The following is a 22,081-nucleotide window of genomic DNA, read 5'->3' as shown; positions in this document are numbered from 1 at the left end:
GACTAGATGAGCAATGTTGCTGATTCCGATCGGGTCGCCGATCTGGCGAGGGCGGTCGTAGACGACCACGACCCGCGGTCCGTCCCTGTGACCGAATTCCTCGGCGCCTGTTACGACGCCGGCCTGTCGTGGGTGCACTTTCCCGAAGAACTTGGCGGACTTGGTCTTTCGCGCAGCAACCAGGCGATCGCGGACCGCATCCTCCAGGGTGCCGGCGGGCCGGTGCCGCTGGGGCTGAACCCGATGGGCTACGGCATGGCGGCGCCGACCATCCGCGAACATGCCCTGTCCGACGAGGTCAAGAAGGCTTGGCTGCGTCCGCTGGCCACCACCGAGGACATCTGGTGTCAGCTGTTCTCCGAGCCGGGCGCCGGATCCGACTTGGCCGGCCTCGCCACCTCGGCGGTGCGCGACGGTGACGACTGGGTGATCAACGGCCAGAAGGTGTGGACCAGTCTGGCCCACCGGGCGCGGTGGGGCCTGCTGTTGGCCCGCACCAACCCCGACGTCCCAAAGCACAAGGGCCTCACGTACTTCGTGGTCGACATGCACTCCGCGGGCGTCGAGACGCGACCGCTGCGCCAGCTCACCGGCCAGGCGGAGTTCAACGAGGTGTACTTCACCGACGCGCGCATCCCCGATGCCCACCGCCTCGGCGAGGTCGGCAACGGCTGGGGCGTCGCGATGACGACCCTGATGAACGAGCGCAGCGCGCTCGGCGGCAGCGGCAGCAGGCGCGGCGCGGGCACCATCTCCGAGGCGGTCTCGCTGTGGGCGGCCCGCCCTGAACGGCAGACGCCCGTTCTGCGCGACCGGCTGACCCAGCTGTGGCTGCGGTCGGAGGCACAGCGCCTGACGTCGGAGCGCTCTCGGGTGTCGGCGACCGTCGGTGGGCCGGGTCCGGAGGGTTCGATCGGCAAGCTCGTCGGCGCCGAGCTGAACCAGCAGATCTACCAGTTCTGCATGGATCTGCTTGGGCCAGAAGGCATTCTGTACCACGGATATTCGAAGCCCGAGGATGGACGGGAGGATGCAAAAGACACGGACTGGCGCGGTCCCATCCAGCAGCGGCATCTGCGCAGTCGTGCGAACACCATCGAAGGCGGCACGTCCGACGTGATGCGCAACATTCTCGGCGAGCGGGTCCTCGGCCTGCCCGGTGACCTGCGTGCCGATGCCGGCATGCCGTGGAAGGAGATCCCCCGTGGCTAAGACGGCTGATGTGGCTGAGACGCTCGCGAACGAACCCCGTGCGGAGTTCATGTTCACCGACGAACAGCAGCAGTTGCTGTCGGCGGTCCGCCGGTTCGCCGCGGAGAACTTCGACGAGACGACGGTGCGTCGGCTCATGGAGTCCGACCCGCCGTTCGATCCGAAGGCGTGGAACCGCCTTGGCGCCGAGCTCGGCGTGCTCGGCCTGTCGGTGTCCGAGGCCGACGGCGGCGTTGGCGGCACTCTCGTCGACCAGGCCGTCGCCGTCGAGGAGCTCGGCGCGGCGCTGGCGTGCGGACCGATCTTCGGCACCGTCTACCTCGCCATTCCTGCGCTGGTCGCCGCGTCGTCGGGACCGGCGCGCGACGAGCTGCTGGCCGAGCTGGTCGAGGGTCGCCGGACGGCGGCATTCGCCGTGCCCGACCGGGCGGGTGCCGTGGACGCGTCCCTGGTCGACGTGACGGCGACCCCCTCGGGGGACGATTGGACGCTGACCGGAACCGTCGACGGCGTGGTCGACGCCGGTGCGGCCGACGACCTGTTGGTCGCCGCGATCGGCCCGGACGGTGTCGCCCTGTTCGCGGTCGACGCCGCAGGGGCGGGCGTGGAACGGACAAGTCAGCTGACGGTCGACCAGACCCGACCGCAGGCCGTGGTGACGCTGTCGGCGGCGCCGGCCCGCCTCGTTGCCGGGCACGACGAGGCCGAGCGCGTGATCGACCACGCCTTCCAGGTGGCGTCGTCGCTGCTGGCGGTCGAACAGGTCGGCGCGGCTCAGCACATGCTCGACGTCGCCGTCCAGTACGCCAAGGAGCGGCTTCAGTTCGGCAGGCCGATCGGCTCCTTCCAGGCGGTCAAGCACCGGTTGGCCGACATGATGGTCGACCTCGAGCACGCCCGGTCGACGGCCTATCACGCGGTGTGGGCGCTGACCGACGGCTCGGACGATCCGGCGTTGGCCGCCAGCATCGCCCAGGCGACGTGTTCGGCAGCGTTCAGCCGGATCGCCGCCGACGCCATCCAGACACTGGGCGGTATCGGGTTCACCTGGGAGCACCAGGCGCATCTGTACTTCAAGCGGTCGATCGTCGACGCTGCGTTGCTCGGCAGTGCCGAGGAGCACCGGTCGCGGGTGGCCGAACTGGTCCTTGACACCGCGTCGGCCGAGAAGCCGCCGCGCGTCGCCGACGGCACCCGCGGCTAGCGTCGAGACTGCGTCCACGGTCGCGAAACGTGCGCAATGACGACCGTCAGCGCAGTCTCGTCGGCGGCCACAGCCCGTCTCACCACAGCACGCGGTAGTTCCACAGCGCCCCGGCGACGAGCACCACGCCGACGCCGAAGAACAGGATCCGCACGGTCACCGGGCCGAAGCGGGTGGTCGCCCGCACGATGTTGCGCTGCGCGCGCCTGGCTCTGATCGTCCGTCGCGTCGACAGTGCCAGCACCAGCAGTGACGGAAGCAGCGCCACCGAGCAGTAGGCGACCACGACCAGCGGCCACGCCGACGGCATTGGTTCACGCGCGGACAGCATCGTCAACGACGTCAGGTACGGCACCGACGTCGCGGACTGACCGAAGCCGATGACGAGCCCGACGATCGCGAACAGCCAGGGGTTGCGCCGCGTCAAATTCAGCGCCCAGAGCGGCGGGGTGGGGCGAGCGGAACCCGACAGACTGGCCACCGCGATCAGCACGACGCCAAGCACCAGCTGGCCCCAGTACCGGAGGGTCGGCGTCACCTCGAGGTCGACGCGGTCGGTCAGGAAGCTCAGGCCGAGGACGGTCAGCACGCCGAACGTCGTGGTCGCCGCGAACACGCCCCCGATGAAGCTCAGCCCGCCGGGCAGCGCCGACCTGCGGCTCAGCCTGCTGTCGTAGACGACCGCCGAGGTCACCCCCAGGTTCAGGACGTTCAACGAGTCGAGTAACGCGAAGCCCAGCAGCGGTAGCAGTAGTCCCAGCATGACGTGACGAACCTACGGGACGTACCTTGGCGGCGCCCCCGGGGCGTGAACGTGGCCCGTTCGGGTACCCCTTGTCGCGACTCGCCTCTCGAAAGGACCCATGACCGCAGCACGATCGCATCTCGACCAGTCCGACTTGGCCGAAGCCCAGCACATCGTGAAGGCGGTGGCCGACGCGTTCTCGGCAAAGGTCGTCGGGCAGCATCACCTTCGCGAATCGATGCTGATCGGCGTGCTCGCCGGCGGCCATCTGCTGGTCGAGAGCGTGCCGGGGCTGGCGAAGACGACCGCCGCCAGGGTCGTCGCCGAAGCGGTGGGCGGTGAGTTCAAGCGCATCCAGTGCACGCCCGACCTGCTGCCCAGCGACATCATCGGCACCCAGATCTACGAGGCGGCGACCAATTCCTTCGTCACCCGGCTCGGCCCCGTGCACGCCAACATCGTGCTGCTCGACGAGATCAACCGGTCTAGCGCGAAGACCCAGAGCGCGATGTTGGAGGCCATGGAGGAACGTCAGACCACCATCGCCGGCGTCGTGTATCCGATCCCGGAGCCGTTTCTGGTGATCGCCACCCAGAACCCGGTCGACCAGGAGGGCACGTATCCGCTGTCGGAGGCGCAGACCGACCGCTTCATGCTCAAGGAAGTGGTCCACTACCCGTCGACGGAGGACGAGGTCGAGGTCATCGCCAGGATGGACTCGGGCCTCTACGACAAGGACCACCGCACCGCGCCGGTAGTCAGCCTCGACGACGTGCGCCGCGTTCGGCAGCTGGTGGGGTCGGTCCACATGGACCGGGCTCTGATCCAGTACGCCAGCCATCTGGTCGGGGTTACCCGCGATCCCGAGGCGCACCTCTCCCCCGGCATCGCGCGGCTGATCGAGTACGGCGCCAGCCCCCGCGCCACCATCGCGTTCTGCCGCACGGCACGGGCGCTGGCCGTTCTGCGCGGGCGGACCCACGTCGTGCCCGACGACGTCGCGAAGCTCGCTCACCGCGTGTTGCGGCACCGCCTGATCCTGGGGTTCGAGGCGGCCAGCGCCCGCGTCACGCCGGACGTGGTGGTCGACGCCGTCCTGCAGGCAGTGCGGGTGCCGTGAGTGGGCGTCCATCTGGACCGCGCCAGGGCGCACTTCGGCCGTGACGGCAACGGCCTGCTCGAGGGCGGTCGGTACGCGCTGGTGCACACCCGCAGCCTCGAGTTCGACGACCTGCGTCCGTACGTGCAGGGCGACGACGTCCGCGACATCGACTGGAAGGCCTCTGCCCGTTCGGGTCAGGTGCTGATCAAGCGCTTCGTCACCGAGAAGCACCACAAGATCATGGTGGTGGCCGACGCGGGGCGCAACATGACCGCGGCCGCGCCGTCGGGTGAACTCAAGGGCGACGTGGCGGCCAACGTCATCGGTGCCATGGGTTTGATCACGTTGAGGAGGTCCGACGAGATCGGCATGGTGTTCGGCGACGCCCGCGGGTCGGTCGACGTTCGCCTGCGGCGCGGGGAGACTCACGTCGAGCACATGTTGCACCGGTTCCACGATCACGTCGGCAGCGGCCCGGCGCCGAGTCACGTTCTCACCCAATTGGATTGGGTGGCACGGCATCAGCGTCGCCCCCTGTTGATCGTCGTGGTGTCCGACGAGCCCGACGTCGACGACCGGCTCGACGGTGCGCTCACCCGGCTTACCGCCCGGCACGACGTGATGTGGGCGATGGTGTCGGACATGCCCGCGATCGGATCGAACGAGGACGACGGTTTCGACGTGGCCGACGGTCGCTTCGTCTTCGGCGGAGCCGCCCTCGGCCAGGGGGTGGTCGACGCGTATCGCCGTGCGGAAGAGCAACGCCGCGAGCAACTCTCGGAGTTCATGGTCGGACACGGCATACCGCACGCCGTGATCGGCGGCAGCGCGGCCATCCGCACCCGGCTGATCGCGATGACCGAGGTGTACGCCCGTGCCGGATGACCTGTTGCGCCACGTGATCGGTCCGACACCGTATTCGTCGCTGTGGCTCTGGCTTGCGATCGCGCTGTCGGCGCTCCTCGTGGGGTGGTACGCCGGCGTGCTTCTGTTCACCATGCCGCGAAAGCGACTGGGGACCGTACCGCTGGTCGGGGCCGCCCGGGACCGGATGGTCCGGTACCGCGCCGCGCGGACGGTGCGTGCCATCGGTGATCGCTACCGGGCGGGTGAGGTGTCCGCCGGTACCGCAGGAGAAGCCGTCAGTCGCGAAGTGCGACGATTCCTGCACCAGGTGACCGGCGTCCGCGCGGAGTTCATGCAGCTCGACGGTATCGAGCGCAGCGAGATTGCCTCGGCAGCACCGCTGTTGACGAACCTCGTCGACATCCGGTTCAACCCGGAGTCGACGTTGGACGTGGGCCTGGTCAGTCGGGACGCCGAGGAGCTGATCCGGTCATGGGCCTGACGTGGATGCTGGTCGTCATCGTCGGCTGCGTCGCCCTCGCGGCCTGCATCGCAGCGGTGGTGCTGCGCCCGATGCGGGCGGAACGCCGGAGGCTGCGGCCGTTGGCCAACTCGCGACGCCTCACCTTGCTGCCGGAGTACGCGCGGGCCGTTCGGGCCAGGACGATCGCTGCGGTTGTGACGATCGTCCTGCTCGCGGTGATGTTAGCCGGATCGGTGATCGTCGCCGCGCGCCCCACCGGATTGCCAACGGCGGCAACGCAGTACGGTGGGGGCGACCCCGAGGACGTGATGCTCTGCGTCGGCGCGCCCACGACGGACCCGGCGGTGAACGCGGCGCTGGCCTACTTCGCCAGTCAGGTCGACACCTTCGGAACCCAGCGCATCGGCATGACGTCGTCGAATCGCCGGGTGATCCCGCTGACCCGGGACTATCAGTACGCGAAGCAGACACTGTCGGATTACGCCAGGCCCGCCGACCAACGCGGTGACGTCGCGGCGTTCTCTGCCCCGGTGTCCTACGTGGACTACTCCGCCAACCTGGACGACCTGCTGACGTTGTGCCTGACCGGGTTTCCGGACTTCGAACAGACCACCGCGCAGCGCCGTTCGTTGATCTACGTCGGGCCAGACACTGCGCCGTCCGGTGGCCCGGCGTTGTTCACCGCCGACCGGCTGCGCGACCTCGCGGCCACCGGCGGCGTGCAGCTCAACGCCGTGATCACCGGCCAGGATTCGGGTGGCCTCGCGTCGCTGGCCGGTGCCACCGGCGGACGAGCGCTGCCCGCGGGGCCTAGTGTGGTCGCGAGCCTCGACGACATTCGTGACCATCCACCGGCCGCCAAGTTCAGCGAGGAGGCCGACGGCGCGACCGCGCCCGAGACCCCGGACGTTCCCGTGCTCATTGCACTCGCGGCGGCGGTGGCGTTGGCCGGATGGCCGATGGTGCAGCGCCGATGACGTTTCAACCCGTGTTGCCTCCGTTGCTGCTGGCCGCCGTCGCCGCGATCATCCTGGTGGCCCGCATCGCGGCGCTGCGCCGGCTCACCTCGGCGGCCCGCACCCGCGGGATCCTGTGGCGCTGGGCGGGTCTCACGCTCGCGGCGCTCCTGCTCGTCGCGAGCGCGGCCCGGCCCGTACTGGACCCCTCGGCGGAGAACACCCGCGTCGCGGATTCGCAGGCGCCCAACGTCTTCCTCGTCGTCGACCGGTCCCCCGACATGAGCGTCGCAGACGGACCCGACGGGTCGTCGAGGATGACCGCGGCGCGGGGCGACGTCGCCGAACTGCTCGACCGGTACCCCGACGCCCGCGTCGCCGTCATCTCCTTCGCGAGCCGGGCGGCGTTGGATTGGCCCCTGTCGGCGGACACCTGGAGCCTGCGTCCGGTGGCGTCGGTATTGGCGCCCTATCCGGTCAGCCCCGACGCCGTCACCGCCACCAACGCGGGGGCGGCCGGAAACATGTTGCGCTACCAGCTGATCGGGGCCGTCCAGCAGTATCCGCGGGCGAAGAATCTGGTGTTCTACCTTGGTGCCGGCGCTGCCGAGGCGGCGTTGCCGCCGCGCGACTTCAACTTGCCAGAGGGTGCGGTCGACGGCGGGGCCGTGCTCGGCTACGGCAGCGCCGCGGGCGGTCCGATTCCCGGCACGGACGTCACACGATCCCCGGTGGACGAGGCGACGCTGCGTGGCGTCGCCGATCAGATCGGCGTCCCGTACGCACTGCGCAGCGGTGTCGGCGACCTGACCTCGGTGCTGCCCGCCGAACCCACCGGCGACGATCCGGCCACCGTCGGCAGCGGCACCGCGAGCCGCACGGAGCTCTACTGGGCACCGGCGGCGTTGGCCGCGGTGCTGGTGCTCCTCGAGCTCTACTACGTGCTCCGTGAGTTCCGACGGACGCGGCTGACCAATGCGAGCGTGACCGTATGAGCCAACGACGTTGGTGGAAGCGGGGTTCGCTACGTGTACGACTGCTGGTGTCTTCAGCGCCGGTGTCGCTGGTGGTGGTCGTCGCGCTGCTGAAGCTGTGGACCGTCGTCGCCGCGGGCGGGTCCGTGGCCACCGACTTCGCCGAGCGGAACACCGACGCCCTGGGCCGTGACGTCGCGACGCTGAGCGTGCTCGACGTCGTCGAGCCGGCCCGAACCCGTTTCGCCGCAGGCACACTCGCCGTCCTGAAAGACCGCCTCACCGAGGCAGACGGGCAGTTCGCCGCGGCCTTGTTGCAGACCGCGCAGGCGCAGTCGTGCCCGGTGCGGGTCAACCTCGAACTGGTCAGGGAGACCCTCGGCGACCGGGCGGCCGAGAAGTTCGACGGTGCCGCCGTCGGCTGGTATCGCAGCGCGTTGGCCGTCGTCGACGACGCACCCGACGGATGCTTCACGGGCAGCACCGACGCCGACCCCGACCGTCGCGCCGTGCTCGAGGCCACCGTGGCCCGCCTCAACGCCAAGATCGACGCCGTCTCGGCGCTCCCCCCGCCACCACCTCCACCACCGCCGGCGGCACCACCACCACCACCACCACCACCACCGCCGTCGGTCCCCGGGTCGACCCAGCCCGACGCGCAGCTGCGGCTCAACCCCGGCGTCGGTGACCCCCTTGATCGGCTACAGCAGATCCTGCGTGACGCGGCGGCAGCCCAGAACGGCGGTTAGCCCCGGCGCGCTCTACCCTCGGGGAGTGTCATCGGTATTGACGGTCAACCGCACCCAGCAGGACCCCGGCGGACCCAAGACGGGAATCGACAAGCGTCCGACGAGCGAGGCGGTCGCCGTCCGGGCACCTGGCCCGATGCGCGGCGGTCTCGGCAGCGGCATCGTCGGCGACGTGATCGGCAACCGCAAGCTCCACGGCGGTGACGATCAGGCCGTCTACGCCTATGCCCGTGAAGATTTGGACACCTGGGCGGCGCACCTGGACCGCGAACTGACCAACGGCATGTTCGGAGAGAACCTCACGACGGCGGGCGTCGACGTCACCGGAGCGGTCATCGGCGAGCGGTGGCGCGTTGGCACCGACGGCGTGCTTCTCGAGGTGACCAGTCCGCGGACGCCGTGCAAGACGTTCGCCACCCGACTCGGGGTCGACGGCTGGATCAAGACCTTCGCCCGCGGCGGCACCCCCGGCGCCTACCTGCGCGTGATCGAACCAGGATTGGTGTCCGCCGGGGATGGCGTCAACGTGGTCGAGCGGCCGCCGCACGGTGTCACCATCGGCGTGGTCTACCGCGCGTTACTGCTCGAGAAGGACCTGTTGCCGGAGATCCTGGTGGCGGACGCGCTGCCGGAGGACATCAAGGCGCTGGCGCGCAAACGCGCGGCGGCCACGTAGACGGCCCAAGAACACGTAGTCGACCCATGAAAAGAGGGGCACCCGTTTCCGGGTGCCCCTCCTTGGTCGGCGCCTGATTAGCGGCCGTTGCCCACGATGGCAACCGGCGGCCGGTTCACCTGCTGCTGGATGTCGTTGACCCACTGGTGGTGGTCGATGCCAGCGGAGTATCCGACCTGAGCCGGGTTGACGACGGGGGCTGCGGCGGCGGGCCCGGCCAGCCCGACGAGGGCGGCGGCGAATGCGGTGGCGGCGATGGTGGCAAATCCGAACTTCTTCACGGGGTGAGCCCTTCTTTCTAGATCCTCTTGGTGTGCTGATGGCTACAACAGCCAGTTCAGCGAAGTAATTCCGGTGGCGGCAATTGACCGCCGGATGGCAGGAACGCGTCGATTTGAAAAGTGTCTAGCCGATCTAGCAAACGGTCCAGGCGCACCACGCGACAGCGGCCGTTTGGCCTGTCGGCAGGTCGCGCATGATGGTGATCGTGACCACACGACTCGGCGTGATCTTCCGCCCGGACTTCCACCCACACGGCCTCCGAGGCGTCGCGACCGCGGCGGAGGCGGCAGGAGTCGACGAACTGTGGCTGTGGGAGGACTGCTTTCAGCAGGGCGGCATCGCCCAGGTCGCCGTCGCCCTCGCCGCGACGGAGCGACTCAACATCGGCATCGGCTTGATTCCGGCTCCGCTGCGCAACGTCACCGCAGCCGCCATGGAATTCGCCACGCTGGACGCGATGTTCCCCGGGCGGACCCGCGTCGCCGTCGGCCATGGTGTGCAGAGCTGGATGCGGCAGGCGGGTGCCGCCGTCGACTCTCCGCTGACCCTGCTGCGCGAATACGTGACCGCACTGAGGGCGCTCTTGAGCGGTGAGGAAGTCACCGCGGACGGTCGCTACGTGCGGTTGTCGAAGGTGCGCCTGGACTACCCGAGTGCGATCCCGTACCCAATCCTGATCGGCGGCACCGGGCCGAAGACGCTGCGGCTGGCCGGCGAGATCGCCGACGGGGTCCTGCTCGACAGCAGGTACGCCACCCACACGGTGGGCGAGGCATTGCGCCACGTCGCCGACGGACGAGCCGAAGCTGGTGACCGCCCCTTCAACACGACACTCTTCCTGGCCTGCGCCCCTGGTGACGGCGCCGAGCGGCGGCTTGCCGACGAAGCGGCGCGCCAGGAGGTGCCCACCGGGGGCGTGTTCGGGGTGGGCGGTACGGCCACGCAGATCGGCGACGGGCTGGCGCCCTACCTGGCCGCCGGCGTGGACGCGGTCGCACTCCAGCCGCTGGACTCGGCCGACCGGATGGCCGAATTCATCGCAACGGCGGGCGAGGTCCGCGCACTCACCTCGTGACGGTCATCAGCGGTTGCGGTGAATGATGATGAACTCGGGCCACTGCTGCTGCTGCACCACCGGCGCGTTCGCGGTGATCTGACTGTTTCCCGGGGACACGCACTGCGTCGCTGAGCCGACGTCGGTGCAGCTGAGCGGTGCTGCGGCCGCGGCGGGTGACATGGCGATCGCGAGGGCGGAGCCCCCTGCCACGGCCAGTGGGGTCAAGTAACGGGCTGTGAAGTGCATGAGCACATCCTTCGAGCCGCTCTCGCGGCAGTTGTCTTTCATTCAACTTCTCTATCAACGACATTGGCGCGCAGGCCATTCCGCCGGGCCGCGCCGATGTGGCACCGCACACAGTCGGAAATGAATCCCGGGCGGCGCAGGTTCAACCCTTTAGACCGGCGCGAAGGAAACTCCGAACCGGATGAGCGTCCGAATCGCGGCAAGCAGGCCACGAAACGAACACGTTCCAGATGAAGGGATGAACATCATGAAGAAGATGCAGAAGTTTGGCTTTGCCACGATCATCGCCGGTGGACTTGCCGCCAGCGCCCTGGGTCTCTCGGGTGCCGCGCAGGCCGACATCGACCACCACGCGTTCATCAATGACATCACGCAAGATGTCTACGTGCCGCACGTCGACACGACGGTGCACCAGAGCCGCTAAAGCAGATCGCAACGAAGGGGTACCCGCACTGCGGGTGCCCCTTCTTCGTGCGCTATGACTGGGTGATGGCGTCGATCGCGCGGTAGATCCGCTGCTCGCTGACCGGTCTCGCGGTGCCGAGCTGCTGCGCCCACAGACTCACCCGGAACTCCTCGATCAAGCGCGCTACGTCCCGCACGTCGTCGGCTGCGGCCCGCGCCGGCGAAAGCGCCGCGACCAGTTCGTCGTATGCGTCCTGCAGTTGGTGAACCCGGACCATCCGCTCGCGGTCGGCGACCAGGCCCTGCGGCAGCCGTTCGAGCCGACGGCCCACGGCGGTCAGGTAGCGGGCCAGGTCGAGCAGGTGCGTCGCCCCGGTGGCCACGACGAAGCCCTTGGGTAGCAGCGCCGCCAGTTGCGCGCGGATGTCCGCGACGGCGTCGGCGTGGGCGGGTGGTGGCGTGGCGGGTATGGCGACCTGAAGTTCGTGCAGTGCCGCCAGCACGCGTTCGGCCCGGTTGAGCACGTCGCGAGTGGTGGGGGCGATCGACGCGGCGACCCGGTCCCGCAGCGCGGTGAATTCGGCGCGGCTCCACACCGGCTTCGGCGCGAGGGCGGCCACGGCGGCGTCGGCGCAATCGTCGAGCAGCGCGGCCAGCGAACCGTCCGGATTGCTGCCGAGCACCAGGCGCTTTCGCGTGTCCAGCTGTTTCTCGAGGGCCTTCGTCGGCGACGGCGTCGACAGCCGAAGCAGGCGCCGGGTCCCGAGCCCGGCGGCGGCGGTCTGCTCGGCGGCGGTGGCGAACACCCGCACGTCGACCGTGGTTCCGTTGTCGACCAGCGCCGGGTAGCCGCGCACCGCGCGCCCGCCACCGGCCGTCTCCACCACGCGCGGGAGTTCGGCGAGGTCGTCGGGCCACGCCCGCAGACCGGTGCGTTCGAGCTTGCCTGCGAAGGCCTCGGCGACGGCGTCGCGGACCGGCGCAGCAAGTCGTTCCTGCAGCGCTTCCAGATCCTTTCCGCGAGCCAGCTCGGTGCCGTCACCGGCCTCGACGGCGAACGTCACCCGAAGATGGTCGGGAATCTTCCCCAGGTCGAAGGCGTCGACGGGAACCAGGACGCCGGTGCGGCGGCGCAGCTCTCGCTGCAGCGCGTCCAGCAGTGATCCGGCGCCGGGGTCGAGCGAGCCGACGACGGCCCGTGCGGTGTCGGGGGCGGGAACGAAGTTGCGCCGCAGGTCCTTTGGCAGCGACTTGATCAGAGCGGTGACCAGTTCCTCACGCAACGCCGGTACGTGCCAACCGAATTCGTCTCCGCCGAGACGGGCCAGCACCTCTACCGGGACGTGCACGGTGACGCCGTCGTCCTCACGACCGGGTTCGAAGCGGTAGGTCAGGGGCAACGACAGGTCGTCGGCCTCCCAGGTGTCGGGCTGGTCCGCGTCGGCGTCGTTGCGCAGCAGATCGTCGCGGGTGAAGGTCAGCAGGTCCGGCGTCCGGTGGCGCTGTTTCTTCCACCAGCCGTCGAAGTGCCTCGCCGACACCACCTCTGGCGGCACCCTGGCGTCGTAGAGCGCGTAGACCTCGTCGTCGTCGACCAGCAGGTCCCGACGACGGGCGCGCTCCTCCAGCTCCGCGAGCTCCTCCCGCAACCTGGTGTTGTCGCGGTAGAAGTGGTGCCGGGTCTGCCAGTCACCCTCGACCAGGGCGTGGCGGATGAACATGTCCCTGGCGACCACCGGGTCGACCTGGGCGTAGCCGATGCGTCGGTGCGCGACCAGCGGAAGTCCGTAGAGGCTGACGCGTTCGTAGCCCATCACCGCGCCGCGCTTGGCGTCCCAATGCGGCTCGCTGTAGGTGCGCTGCACCAGATCACCGGCGACACGCTCGACCACCTCGGGTTCTACGCGCGCCGCGGTCCTGCCGAACAGTCGGCTGGTCTCCACCAATTCGGCGACGACGACCCAGCGCGGGGGCTTCTTCGTCAACGCCGAACCGGGCGCGAGGACGAACTTGGAGTTGCGCGCGCCTGCATAGTCCCTGCCGTCGCCCTCGCGTAGACCGACGTGCGACAACAAACCCGCCAGGAGCGCGGCGTGCACGCTTGCCGGGTCGGCCGGTTCCTGGTCGTCGCTCTCGCGGATACCGAGATCGCGGGCGATGCTCCGCAGCTGGCCTGCGAGGTCCTGCCACTCCCTGATGCGCAGGTAGTGCAGGTACTCGGTGCGGCACATTCGTCGGAAGGCACTTCCCGACAACGACTTTCGCTGCTCGCCGAGGTAGCGCCACAGGTTGAGGTAGGAGCTGAAGTCGGAGAACTCGTCGGCGAACCGGACGTGCTTCTGCCGCGCCGCTTCCTCGTGGTCGGACGGCCGCTCCCGTGGGTCGGGTATCGACAGGGCCGCCGCCAGCACCAGCACCTCGCGAACGCATCCTTCGGCTTCTGCCGCCAGGATCATCCGGCCGACCCTGGGGTCGAGCGGGAGTTTCGCGAGCCGGCGGCCAAGCTCGGTGATGGCGCCCTCGCCGTCGAAGGCACCGAGCTCGCGCAGCAGTTGCACGCCGTCGCGGATGCTGCGCGCGTCCGGCGGGTCCAAGAACGGAAAGTTCTCGATGTCACCGAGACTCAGGGCGGCCATCTGCAGGATGACGGCGGCGAGGTTGGTGCGCAGGATCTCGGGATCGGTGTACCGGGGCCGCAGCTCGAAGTCGGCTTCGGAGTACAGCCGAATGCACACCCCTGGCGCGGTACGGCCCGAACGGCCCGCCCGCTGCGCGGCCGACGCCTGCGAGATGGGCTCGATCGGCAGGCGCTGCACCTTGGTGCGGCGGCTGTACCGCGAGATGCGGGCCGTCCCTGGGTCGACGACGTAGCGGATGCCTGGGACGGTCAGCGACGTCTCGGCGACGTTGGTGGCCAACACGATTCGGCGTGCCGACCGACCCGGCTGAAACACCTTCTGCTGCTCGGCCGTCGGCAATCTGGCGTAGAGCGGCAGCACCTCGGTGTTGGGGTTGAGCGCCTCGCGCAGCGCCTCCGCGGTGTCGCGGATCTCGCGCTCGCCGGACAGGAACACCAGCACGTCGCCGCGCGGCTCGGACTCCAGTTCGCGGACGGCGTCGACGATCGCCTCGGTCTGGTCCCGGACCTCGGTGCGGATCACGTCCTGGTCGGGATCGTCGGGATCGTCCTCGTCGGAGGTCGCCACGGGAAGTTCCAGTGGGCGATAACGGATTTCGACCGGGTAGGTGCGGCCGGAGACCTCGACGATGGGCGCCGCGCCGCCGGCACCACCGAAGTGCGCCGCAAATCGTCCCGGCTCGATCGTCGCCGACGTCACGATGACCTTCAGATCGGGCCGCTGCGGCAACAACTCCCGCAGATAGCCGAGCAGGAAGTCGATGTTGAGGCTGCGCTCGTGGGCCTCGTCGAGGATCAGCGTGTCATAGCGCAGCAACCGACGGTCGCGCTGGATCTCGGCGAGCAGGATGCCGTCGGTCATCAGCTTGACCAGCGTGCGGTCACTCGCGTGGTCGTTGAACCGGACGGTGTAGCCGACGGCCTCGCCGAGTGGGACGCGCAGTTCGTCGGCGATCCGCTGCCCGACGGTGCGGGCGGCGAGCCTGCGCGGTTGGGTGTGGCCGATGGTGCCGCGGATGCCGCGCCCCAGCTCGAGGCAGATCTTCGGCAGCTGGGTGGTCTTGCCCGACCCGGTCTCGCCGGCGACCACGACCACCTGGTGGTCACGGATGGCGGCGGCGATGTCGTGGCGCTTCTCGCTGACCGGCAGGTCGGGGTAGGAGATCTCCGGCACCGCCGCCAGCCGGGTCGCGACGAGGGCTTCGGCCGTCGTGAACTGGGCGGCCAGCTTCGCCAGGGTCTCCGGGTTGCCTCCGCTGCCCCGCAGCCGACGCCGCAGCCGGTCGGCGTCACGGATCGTCAGGCCGTCGAGGCGCGCACGCAAGTCACGCAATTCGTCGCCGGACACTCGGTCAACGATAGGCGGTCGGGGACGGACTCTCAGCGGCGCCAGAAGTCGTACTCATCGCGGCCCGGGCGGAAGCCGGCCGCTTCGACGACGTCCACGGCGACGTCGAACTTGTCGCCGACCCGGACGGGCACGTGCGCGTCGCTCCCGAAGGACACCGCACCGCCACCCTCCTCGTACCACCACCGCATCAGGGACACCGACGCGAGCGGGCTGGAGGTGTTGATCTCCAGCGGTCGATCGGAGCTGGCCAGCGCGCGGAACACCGTCCGGTACTCCTCCTCGAAGTCGGCCTCGCGGTACTCCCCCTCGCGCGCCGCGGGCCAGTAGCGCCGGGGGTAGTCGCAGTGCGCCAGCACCTCGAATACGTCGGAGCCCTCGACCAGGCGCAGCAGCTCGGCGAAGTAGGCCCGCACGACCTCGTCGGCGGGCCGCGACCGGAACACGTGGTTGGCGTAGACGAGGTGGCCGTCGTGCACGATCGAGTGCAGTGAGCCGAGCACGCGGTCGAAGGAACCAGATCGCAGGACCGCGGCGACGCTTCCGGCGAACAGGTGCGGCTCGCCTGCCTCGATACCCGACAGGATGCGCAGCTCGGGGAACTCGTGGCGGCACCGCTCGATGCTGGCCAGGTACTCGTCGACGTCGATGGGAAGCACCCGCTTGCGGGTCCCCACCTGCGCGTCCACCGGCGGGTGGTCGTGATCACCCCAGTCGGTGAAGTCGACGTGCTCGGTGAAGGACACCGCGGGCAACCCGATCTCGACGGCACGGCGACAGGTGTTCACCATGGAGGCGTCGGGGCCGGTGTCCCAGGAGAACTCCGTGTGCACGTGGTTGTCGGAGGGAAGAGTCACTAAGCCGGTCACGAAGCCCGTCATGAAGAACACAGTGGCATGGTCGGCGGGCCTGGGTATGAACGTGTGATGGCTCCGAACCGAATCCACCGGACGGTGGTCGCGGTTCTGCTGACCGTGCTGACGGCCTCGGCCTGCGTCGACGCCCCGCCCGCACCCCTCGCGCCAGCACCGTCGCCGACCGCCATCCCGCCGTCACCAGAGGCGCCTCCCGGCTCCGGTCCGCGCTATGTCGCGATGGGTGACTCGGCCGCCGCGGCGCCACTGGTGCCCGACCAGGCCGAACCGGTGGGCTGTCTCAAGTCGACCAACGACTACCCGTCGGTGCTGGCCCGCCGCATCGGGGCGGCGTCGTTCGCCGACGTCACGTGCAGCGGGGCGCGCACCGAGGACCTCGTCTCGCGTTCCCAGCCCACCCGCTCCGGTCCGGTGCCACCCCAGCTCGACGCGGTGACGGACGACACCCAGCTGGTGACCGTGACGATCGGCGGCAACGACGTCGACCTGCCGAAGATCGCGGCCACGTGTCGGCGGACCAGCCTGGACACCCCGCCCTGCTCGTCGGACCTGGTGGCCGACGGCGTCGACCAGATCTCGGAGTCGATCGCGGCCGACGCCGACGACTGGTCCGACCTCGTCGACGAGATCCGAGCGAAGGCGCCCGCCGCCAGGGTGATCCTCGTCGGCTACGGCACCTACGTCCGGCCCGAGGGATGTTTTCCCGCCGAGCCGATCAATCCGGTCGACGCGGCGTACTTCCAAGCCAAGGTCGACGAGTTGGACGGCCGCCTGCGCGAGGTGGCCGCCGACCGGGGCGTCGAGTTCTTCGACACCCGTCCGCTGTCAGTCGGACACGACATCTGCGCGGCCCCGCAGGACCGGTACATCGAGGGGTTCGCCCCGGTAAGCCCGGCGGCTCCGCTGCACCCCAACGGGGCGGGCGCGTTGGCGATGGGGAACGCCCTGGCGGACTACGTCGCCGCGGGCGGGTGAGTCAGCGGTCTGGCGACCAGTAGTCGAGCATCTCGGCGAAGGTGTCGAATGCGGGCCGCGAGACGCCGTAGGTGGCCTCGAAGTGGATGCTCAGGGGGAAGCCGAGGTCGGCGACGCCGTCGAGCACGCGCTTGTAGAGGTCGAGCATCAGCTTGCGCTTGACGGCGGGGTCGGCGGCCGCCAACTCCTTGACGAAGGCCTGTTCGGCGGCGACGGCGGCGTTGCCAGGATCCTGGATCAGCCAGTTGACCAGCCCGACGTTGGTCTCCATCTTCGGGACGAACCCGAACGACAGCAGCACCTCGGGACGGTGGTTCGTGGTCTTGGCGAAGTCGGTGAGGAAGCCGACGATCGTGTCGGAGTAGAGCAGCTGCGTCATCCCGTAGGTCGCGCCCTGGTCGCACTTGAAGTTGAAGCGACCGTGTTCGCCGTCGCGGGTGGGAATGAGGATCGCGCCGCGGTTGGGGACGACGTCGGCGTAGATCGACAGGGCGTCGGTGGGTGCAACGCCCGCGCCGTCGCCGTCGGCCATCGTGCGCGGGACCCCGACGAAGGCGATGCCGTCGAAACCGGCGTTCAGCAGCTCGCCGAGGCGTTGTTCGAGCGCGGGCTGGTCGAGGAAGGACGTGACCTGCGTGCACAGCCCGTTCATCGCAGGCAGCTCGGGCTTGATGATCGACCAGTATTCGAGGACGTCGAGCTTCGGCTTCATCTCGATGGGACGGTCGCCGTCCTCTTCGATCATGCCGGGGATCATGACGTGCCGGATGCGACCCTCGATGCCGGCGTCCTTGGACAGCTGCAGCACCTTGTGGGCTTCGTCGACGGCGTACCCCGCACCGCGGTCGACGTTGGGCGGGACGAGTTCCAGTGCGATGGTGTTGAGGGCCAAGGGACTGCTCCAATTCACATCATCGGATTCACGTCGTCGACTTCAGGCCGGGTGGCGTGTCGGATCGAGTGGCGCTGCGCTGCGCATGGCCCGGGATTTGCGGGCCGTCGGGAGGACACCCTACCGATCGACCCCACGGGGCAGCACTTTCACCGGCCCCTATGGGACCTTCCGACGTCGAGTTAGGCAATGCTAGCCTTGCCAAATGCAGCTCTTCAGACGCGTTATACACGCACCTCGTGCCATGGCCCTTGCCTCGTCGATCCTCGTCGGGGCCGCCCTCGTCGCAGGGTGTGGCAGCTCGTCCACCCCGAACGAGACGACCTCCTCCGCCGCTGCAGCCGCGGACACCGTCACCGTGTCGCACAAGTTCGGCGAGACCAAGATCCCCGCCGATCCTAAGCGCGTCGTCACCGCAGGCTGGATCGACCAGGACTTCGTCTTGTCCCTCGGCATCGTGCCGGTCGGCAGCCGCGGCGGCTACTTCGAGAACTACGACAGCTTCCCGTGGGTGCAGAAGGAGACGGGCGGCAAGGGCGTGCCCGCCATCGAAGGCGACTCCATCAACTTCGAGGGCATCGCGGCGGCCAAGCCCGACGTCATCTTCGCCATCAACGAGACCATCGACCAGAAGACCTACGACCGCCTCTCGCAGATCGCCCCCACCGTGGTGCAGTCCGCCGACTACCCGGACGAGGAAACCCCGTGGAACGTCCAGCTCTTGACGACCGGCAAGGCGCTCGGCCGCGAGGAGCAGGCACAGAAGCTGGTCGACCAGGTCAACGCCAAGTTCGACGAGGCCAAGGCCGCTCACCCCGAATTCGCGGGCAAGACCCTGGTGTCGGACTTCACCTCAGAGGCCAACTCGCACTACGTGATTGGCAAGGGCGACCCGCGCAACGCGATCTTCGACGGGTTGGGCCTTGACACGAAGGACACCGTCGGCGACGTCTCCGAGGAGAAGCTGAACGTCCTCGACGGCGAGGCGTTGTTCGTCAACGGCCTCAGCAAGGAACAGATGGCCGACGTCCCGGCGTTCCAGCGGCTCAACGTCGTTCGCGAGGGCCGGACCCTGTACGCGGGTTCGGAATCCAACCTCAGCGGAGCCATCGCCTTCGGCGGACCCAACGCCATGATGTACGCGCTGGACCTCTTGGTGCCCCAGCTCGGCAACGCCTACACGGGCAAGCCGGTGGAGGACCTCTCCAACGCCTAGCCTTTCCCCGCTTTTCCTGCGCGAGCAGTCGTAAAAGTGCGCGACACCCCGGCGTGTCGCGCACTTTTGCGTCTGCTCGGCGTCAGGGTGAACACCAGGCCGGGACTTCGCCGACCATCTCACCGTGCGGTTCGGCTAGATCGCGGCCTGATCAGCGTCTGTGCGTGCTAAGTTGCGATTCCGAAAGCGCTCGATCGGCGGCTCGAGATGCAATCGAAACTCTATTGCACTACATCCTCATTGGAGACTTCCCTCGTTGATGGATGAAGATGACGTAGGCCCTCACCCGAGTCCGCAAGCGGCATCGGTCCGCTGGGCGCGCGCAGCCGTTGTGATGGTTCTCTTCGTGACCGCCTTGGACTGGGTGGGCTGGGCCACCGGAATCGCCCAGTTGACGCGGTTCTACCCGGGCTGGCCGCAAATGACGCCGTGGACTGCTCTCTGGTTGGCGCTACTTGGGGTCGCAATCCTGATGGAATCGAGCGCTCCTTCCCTCAGCCGGGTGTGGGCGCAGCGTGGCCTGGTCGTGGCGGTGGGTGTGATCGCCACGATCGTCCTCGCGGAGTACCTGACCGCGAGGACGTTCGGCGTGGACCAAATGTGGTTTGGGGAAGCAGTTCGGGAGTTGCAATCGACCTGGCCGGGTCGTCCTAGCCCGCAGACGGCGCTATCGGTCCTCTTACTGTGCGCCGCGGTGGGTCTGAGACGACCCAACCGCCCGTGGATCCGCGTGCTGTGGGGGGTGTGCCTTGGTGCCGCGGTGGCAATACCGTGCGTGACAGTGCTGGCGTACTTGTTCGACGCCATTGCCCTGGTGAATGTCGCGTCATCAACTGGCATGGCGATGGGGACGGCGCTGGGCCTGGTGTTGCTTGGCGTGGCAGCACTGTTGGCGCGACCTGACCGGGGACCGATCGGTTGGCTGTACTTCCAACCCAACCGGCGAACGGCTGTTCGGCTGGTAGGCGTCATCGCAACCTTTCCGATCCTCGTTGGACTGTCGCGGCGACTCTTTCTCTACCTAGGCATGGGAGACGATGCGGGGTTGGCGCTGTCGACCGCGGTGGGCACCGCCATAGTCGGCGCGTCGACGTTCTATCTCAGCCAGCGCGAAGAGAGACAAGTCGAAGCCGCCGAATCGGATCGGGCCCTGCTCCGCGCCAGCGCGGGCGGGATGCTCAATTCCGAGGTGGTGTTCGAGGCGATCCGCGATCGTGGCGGCCGAGTGGTCGACTTCGTCTACCGCAGCGCCAACCTGGCCACCTATTCCTATCTAGGGCTCGGGGAGGACGAGCTACTGGGCCGCACTGCACTGGAGATCGACCCAAATCTCGAGGCCTCTGGCCTGATGGAGCAGTATCGCCAGTGCCTTTACACGGGAGAGCCACTGATACTGAACGACATTCGGCATTCCATCGAAACACTCGACGGTGAACGCATACTCGACATCCGTGCGACGCGCGCAAGTGTGGACATGATCAGCGTCGGCTGGAGTGACGTCACCGAGCGTTTCCGCGCTGCGCAGCACATCGCAGCTTCTGAAGAACGCTACCGCCTGTTGTCCCAGAACGTAGGTGACGTGGTCTGTCACATCCGAGACGGCAAGTTCGTCTGGCTTTCACCGTCCGTCGAAGCCAAGCTGGGCGCGCCCCCTGAACACTGGCTGGGTCGCGGATTTGCGGATGTCATTCCACCAGAGGACGTGTCGGCCCACGCCACTAGATGGAAGGAACTCGCGGAAGGCGGCAGTGTCAAGACACGCGTGCGGGTGGTCGCGGCGGATGGCGTGGCTCACTGGTTCGACCTGCACGCCAAGCCCTTTTACGACGTGGATGGCCGCCAGGATGGTGTGGAGGCCGCACTCCGTCTGGTCGACGATGAAGTGAACGCGGAGCAGGCGGTTGAAGAGTCGAACCTACAACGGGCGAAGGCCGACCAGCGATATCGCCGAGCGGTCGACAACGCAGCCATCGGGATGTGTCTGATCAGTCCAGACGGCCGCTTTCTGGAAGTCAACGACTCGCTGTGCCGGTTCTTCGGCTATGACGCCGAGACTCTGACACAGAAGACGTGGCAGGAGCTCACTTCCGCGGAGTACCTGAACGCGGACTTCGACAACGTCACGGAAATCTCGGAGGGTCGCCTCGACTCGTACCGGATGCTCAAGCAGTACATCCATTCCGACGGCCACTTGATCTGGGGCGATCTGTCGGTCAGCTGCACACGCTATGCGAATGGTGCTGTGGACAACTTCATCTCGCAAATCATCGACATCACTGCGGAAGTCGAGGCGCAGGAGGAGCTCAGAAAGCGAGATGAGCGGAATCATGTTCTGACCCAACGCCTTCAGGAGCAGGCAGACCGCGCGGCAGCAGAACTGGTCAGCGCCGCCTCCTACATCACGTCGATTCTCCCGGACGGCCTCCGCGGACGAGTCGCCGTCGCGTCGTACTACCTGCCGTCTCAGCAATTGGGCGGCGACTGTTTCGACTACCGGTGGATCGACGAGGATCATCTACTCGTCTATCTGATCGACGTCTCCGGACACGGGATCGAGTCGGCACTGCTGTCGGTATCGCTGCAAAACCTGTTGCGCTCAGGGGCAATTCCCACGGAAACCCTGCTGGCGCCCCACTCGTTGTTGGCCGAATTGAACCGCCGCTTTCCGATGATTCAGCAGAGCCACCACTACTTCACGATCTGGTACGGCGTGTACAACGCATCAACCCGCACGCTTCGCTACGCCAGCGCTGGGCATCCCCCCGCCTACGTGTTCAACCCCGGAATCGACAAGGCGGTCGGCGCAACCGAACTGACTTCGAAGTCGCCACCGGTAGGGATGTTCGACGACTCAGAGTTTTCGTCTCGCGTGTTTGCGGTGCCGCACGGCTGTCAGATCCTGGTGTACAGCGACGGCGCCACCGAGCTCGCTCTCGCCGACGGACACCAGTGGTCGCCTGCGGGATTCAAGAACCTCACCACCAGGCTGGCCCGCACGCGAAACTGGTCCCTCGACGAGTTGGTTGACGACCTGCGCGCCTTGACACCGACCGGCGCCTTCGACGACGACTGCTCACTCATCCAGTTGACGTTCGACTGACGGGTTGGTGGCGGGCGCAGTCGAGCGCGACCACCCTCAGCTCGCCGCCGACGCGATCGCGCCAGCCCTGCGCGAGCAGACGCAAAAGTGCGCGCCACC

At 68.2% G+C, this 22,081-nt stretch carries 20 protein-coding genes; 14 read left to right on the top strand and 6 right to left on the bottom strand.

Annotated features, from left to right (window positions below):
• The first annotated feature begins 6 nt into the window (after positions 1-6).
• Together ASD37_RS24765 and ASD37_RS24760 are read left to right on the top strand one after the other, a co-directional pair.
• On the top strand, positions 7-1,212 hold the full coding sequence (locus tag ASD37_RS24765) for an acyl-CoA dehydrogenase family protein (RefSeq protein ID WP_056557893.1): 1,206 nt from the start codon (positions 7-9) through the stop codon (positions 1,210-1,212).
• 49 nt (positions 1,213-1,261) lie between these two features.
• A complete protein-coding gene (locus tag ASD37_RS24760) occupies positions 1,262-2,416 on the top strand; it encodes an acyl-CoA dehydrogenase family protein (protein WP_056558285.1) in 1,155 nt (384 codons plus the stop codon).
• A 79-nt stretch (positions 2,417-2,495) separates the two neighbouring features.
• Here the strand turns inward: ASD37_RS24760 and ASD37_RS24755 are convergent, their stop codons facing one another.
• On the bottom strand, positions 2,496-3,179 hold the full coding sequence (locus tag ASD37_RS24755) for a GAP family protein (RefSeq protein WP_056557891.1): 684 nt from the start codon (positions 3,177-3,179) through the stop codon (positions 2,496-2,498).
• Positions 3,180-3,279: 100 nt separating this feature from the next.
• On the opposite strand from ASD37_RS24755, the gene ASD37_RS24750 reads away from it, so the two are divergent.
• Genes ASD37_RS24750 through ASD37_RS24720 form a run of 7 tightly spaced genes read left to right on the top strand, consistent with a single transcriptional unit; the run spans position 3,280 to position 8,948 of the window.
• On the top strand, positions 3,280-4,281 hold the full coding sequence (locus ASD37_RS24750) for a MoxR family ATPase (protein WP_056557889.1): 1,002 nt from the start codon (positions 3,280-3,282) through the stop codon (positions 4,279-4,281).
• Positions 4,282-5,148, top strand: coding sequence for a DUF58 domain-containing protein (locus ASD37_RS24745; protein ID WP_056557887.1), 867 nt, complete (start codon positions 4,282-4,284; stop codon positions 5,146-5,148). It abuts the gene before it with no gap.
• Complete coding sequence (locus ASD37_RS24740; protein WP_056557885.1) at positions 5,138-5,611, top strand: hypothetical protein; 474 nt, start codon at positions 5,138-5,140, stop codon at positions 5,609-5,611. Before ASD37_RS24745 ends, ASD37_RS24740 begins: the two co-directional genes overlap by 11 nt.
• On the top strand, positions 5,602-6,570 hold the full coding sequence (locus ASD37_RS24735) for a hypothetical protein (RefSeq protein ID WP_056557883.1): 969 nt from the start codon (positions 5,602-5,604) through the stop codon (positions 6,568-6,570). The genes ASD37_RS24740 and ASD37_RS24735 overlap by 10 nt, the downstream gene beginning before the upstream one ends.
• Positions 6,567-7,544, top strand: a complete 978-nt coding sequence (locus ASD37_RS24730) for a VWA domain-containing protein (protein ID WP_056558282.1) — start codon at positions 6,567-6,569, stop codon at positions 7,542-7,544. Before ASD37_RS24735 ends, ASD37_RS24730 begins: the two co-directional genes overlap by 4 nt.
• 47 nt (positions 7,545-7,591) lie before the next feature.
• A complete protein-coding gene (locus ASD37_RS24725; RefSeq protein ID WP_370073089.1) occupies positions 7,592-8,272 on the top strand; it encodes a hypothetical protein in 681 nt (226 codons plus the stop codon).
• Between the two features lie 25 nt (positions 8,273-8,297).
• Positions 8,298-8,948 (top strand): MOSC domain-containing protein, encoded by a 651-nt coding sequence (locus ASD37_RS24720; protein ID WP_056557879.1) that lies wholly within the window; start codon positions 8,298-8,300, stop codon positions 8,946-8,948.
• Positions 8,949-9,025: 77 nt separating this feature from the next.
• Here ASD37_RS24720 and ASD37_RS24715 read toward each other — a convergent pair whose 3' ends face one another.
• Complete coding sequence (locus ASD37_RS24715; RefSeq protein WP_056557878.1) at positions 9,026-9,229, bottom strand: hypothetical protein; 204 nt, start codon at positions 9,227-9,229, stop codon at positions 9,026-9,028.
• A gap of 206 nt (positions 9,230-9,435) precedes the next feature.
• Here ASD37_RS24715 and ASD37_RS24710 point away from each other — a divergent pair, with 206 nt between their 5' ends.
• Positions 9,436-10,305 carry an LLM class flavin-dependent oxidoreductase gene (locus tag ASD37_RS24710; protein ID WP_200959991.1) on the top strand — a complete coding sequence of 290 codons (870 nt, stop codon included), beginning with the start codon at positions 9,436-9,438 and terminating at the stop codon, positions 10,303-10,305.
• Between the two features lie 6 nt (positions 10,306-10,311).
• Here the strand turns inward: ASD37_RS24710 and ASD37_RS24705 are convergent, their stop codons facing one another.
• Complete coding sequence (locus ASD37_RS24705) at positions 10,312-10,533, bottom strand: hypothetical protein (RefSeq protein ID WP_056558279.1); 222 nt, start codon at positions 10,531-10,533, stop codon at positions 10,312-10,314.
• 247 nt (positions 10,534-10,780) lie between these two features.
• On the opposite strand from ASD37_RS24705, the gene ASD37_RS24700 reads away from it, so the two are divergent.
• The gene (locus ASD37_RS24700; protein ID WP_156721079.1) at positions 10,781-10,957 is read left to right on the top strand and encodes a hypothetical protein; all 177 of its coding nucleotides are present in this window, start codon (positions 10,781-10,783) and stop codon (positions 10,955-10,957) included.
• 52 nt (positions 10,958-11,009) lie between these two features.
• Here the strand turns inward: ASD37_RS24700 and hrpA are convergent, their stop codons facing one another.
• Together hrpA and ASD37_RS24690 are read right to left on the bottom strand one after the other, a co-directional pair.
• Positions 11,010-14,924, bottom strand: a complete 3,915-nt coding sequence (hrpA, locus tag ASD37_RS24695) for an ATP-dependent RNA helicase HrpA (RefSeq protein WP_056557872.1) — start codon at positions 14,922-14,924, stop codon at positions 11,010-11,012.
• 32 nt (positions 14,925-14,956) lie between these two features.
• Positions 14,957-15,805 (bottom strand): PHP domain-containing protein, encoded by an 849-nt coding sequence (locus ASD37_RS24690; protein WP_056558277.1) that lies wholly within the window; start codon positions 15,803-15,805, stop codon positions 14,957-14,959.
• Between the two features lie 45 nt (positions 15,806-15,850).
• Between ASD37_RS24690 and ASD37_RS24685 the strand changes: the two genes are divergently transcribed.
• Positions 15,851-16,774 (top strand): SGNH/GDSL hydrolase family protein, encoded by a 924-nt coding sequence (locus ASD37_RS24685; protein WP_056557870.1) that lies wholly within the window; start codon positions 15,851-15,853, stop codon positions 16,772-16,774.
• A gap of 1 nt (position 16,775) precedes the next feature.
• On the opposite strand, the gene ASD37_RS24680 is transcribed toward ASD37_RS24685, so the two are convergent.
• Positions 16,776-17,666 (bottom strand): mycobacterial-type methylenetetrahydrofolate reductase, encoded by an 891-nt coding sequence (locus ASD37_RS24680; protein WP_056557868.1) that lies wholly within the window; start codon positions 17,664-17,666, stop codon positions 16,776-16,778.
• Between the two features lie 205 nt (positions 17,667-17,871).
• On the opposite strand from ASD37_RS24680, the gene ASD37_RS24675 reads away from it, so the two are divergent.
• Positions 17,872-18,882, top strand: a complete 1,011-nt coding sequence (locus ASD37_RS24675; RefSeq protein ID WP_235568541.1) for an ABC transporter substrate-binding protein — start codon at positions 17,872-17,874, stop codon at positions 18,880-18,882.
• Between the two features lie 346 nt (positions 18,883-19,228).
• The gene (locus tag ASD37_RS24670; protein ID WP_162253312.1) at positions 19,229-21,982 is read left to right on the top strand and encodes a PAS domain S-box protein; all 2,754 of its coding nucleotides are present in this window, start codon (positions 19,229-19,231) and stop codon (positions 21,980-21,982) included.
• Positions 21,983-22,081: the final 99 nt, after the last annotated feature.

The organism is Mycobacterium sp. Root135 (genome assembly GCF_001426545.1).
Taxonomy (GTDB): Bacteria; Actinomycetota; Actinomycetes; order Mycobacteriales; family Mycobacteriaceae; genus Mycobacterium.
Note: the sequence above shows the minus strand (reverse complement) of the source record. Positions and strands in the feature narration are given on the sequence as shown.

Coding starts and splice junctions, on each gene's coding strand:
- ASD37_RS24675 (WP_235568541.1), top strand. CDS start 17,872: ATGCAGCTCTTCAGACGCGTTATACACGCACCTCGTGCCATGGCCCTT.
- ASD37_RS24705 (WP_056558279.1), bottom strand. CDS start 10,533: ATGCACTTCACAGCCCGTTACTTGACCCCACTGGCCGTGGCAGGGGGC.
- ASD37_RS24700 (WP_156721079.1), top strand. CDS start 10,781: ATGAAGAAGATGCAGAAGTTTGGCTTTGCCACGATCATCGCCGGTGGA.
- ASD37_RS24730 (WP_056558282.1), top strand. CDS start 6,567: ATGACGTTTCAACCCGTGTTGCCTCCGTTGCTGCTGGCCGCCGTCGCC.
- ASD37_RS24690 (WP_056558277.1), bottom strand. CDS start 15,805: ATGACGGGCTTCGTGACCGGCTTAGTGACTCTTCCCTCCGACAACCAC.
- ASD37_RS24750 (WP_056557889.1), top strand. CDS start 3,280: ATGACCGCAGCACGATCGCATCTCGACCAGTCCGACTTGGCCGAAGCC.
- ASD37_RS24765 (WP_056557893.1), top strand. CDS start 7: ATGAGCAATGTTGCTGATTCCGATCGGGTCGCCGATCTGGCGAGGGCG.
- ASD37_RS24735 (WP_056557883.1), top strand. CDS start 5,602: ATGGGCCTGACGTGGATGCTGGTCGTCATCGTCGGCTGCGTCGCCCTC.
- ASD37_RS24685 (WP_056557870.1), top strand. CDS start 15,851: ATGGCTCCGAACCGAATCCACCGGACGGTGGTCGCGGTTCTGCTGACC.
- ASD37_RS24760 (WP_056558285.1), top strand. CDS start 1,262: ATGTTCACCGACGAACAGCAGCAGTTGCTGTCGGCGGTCCGCCGGTTC.
- ASD37_RS24755 (WP_056557891.1), bottom strand. CDS start 3,179: ATGCTGGGACTACTGCTACCGCTGCTGGGCTTCGCGTTACTCGACTCG.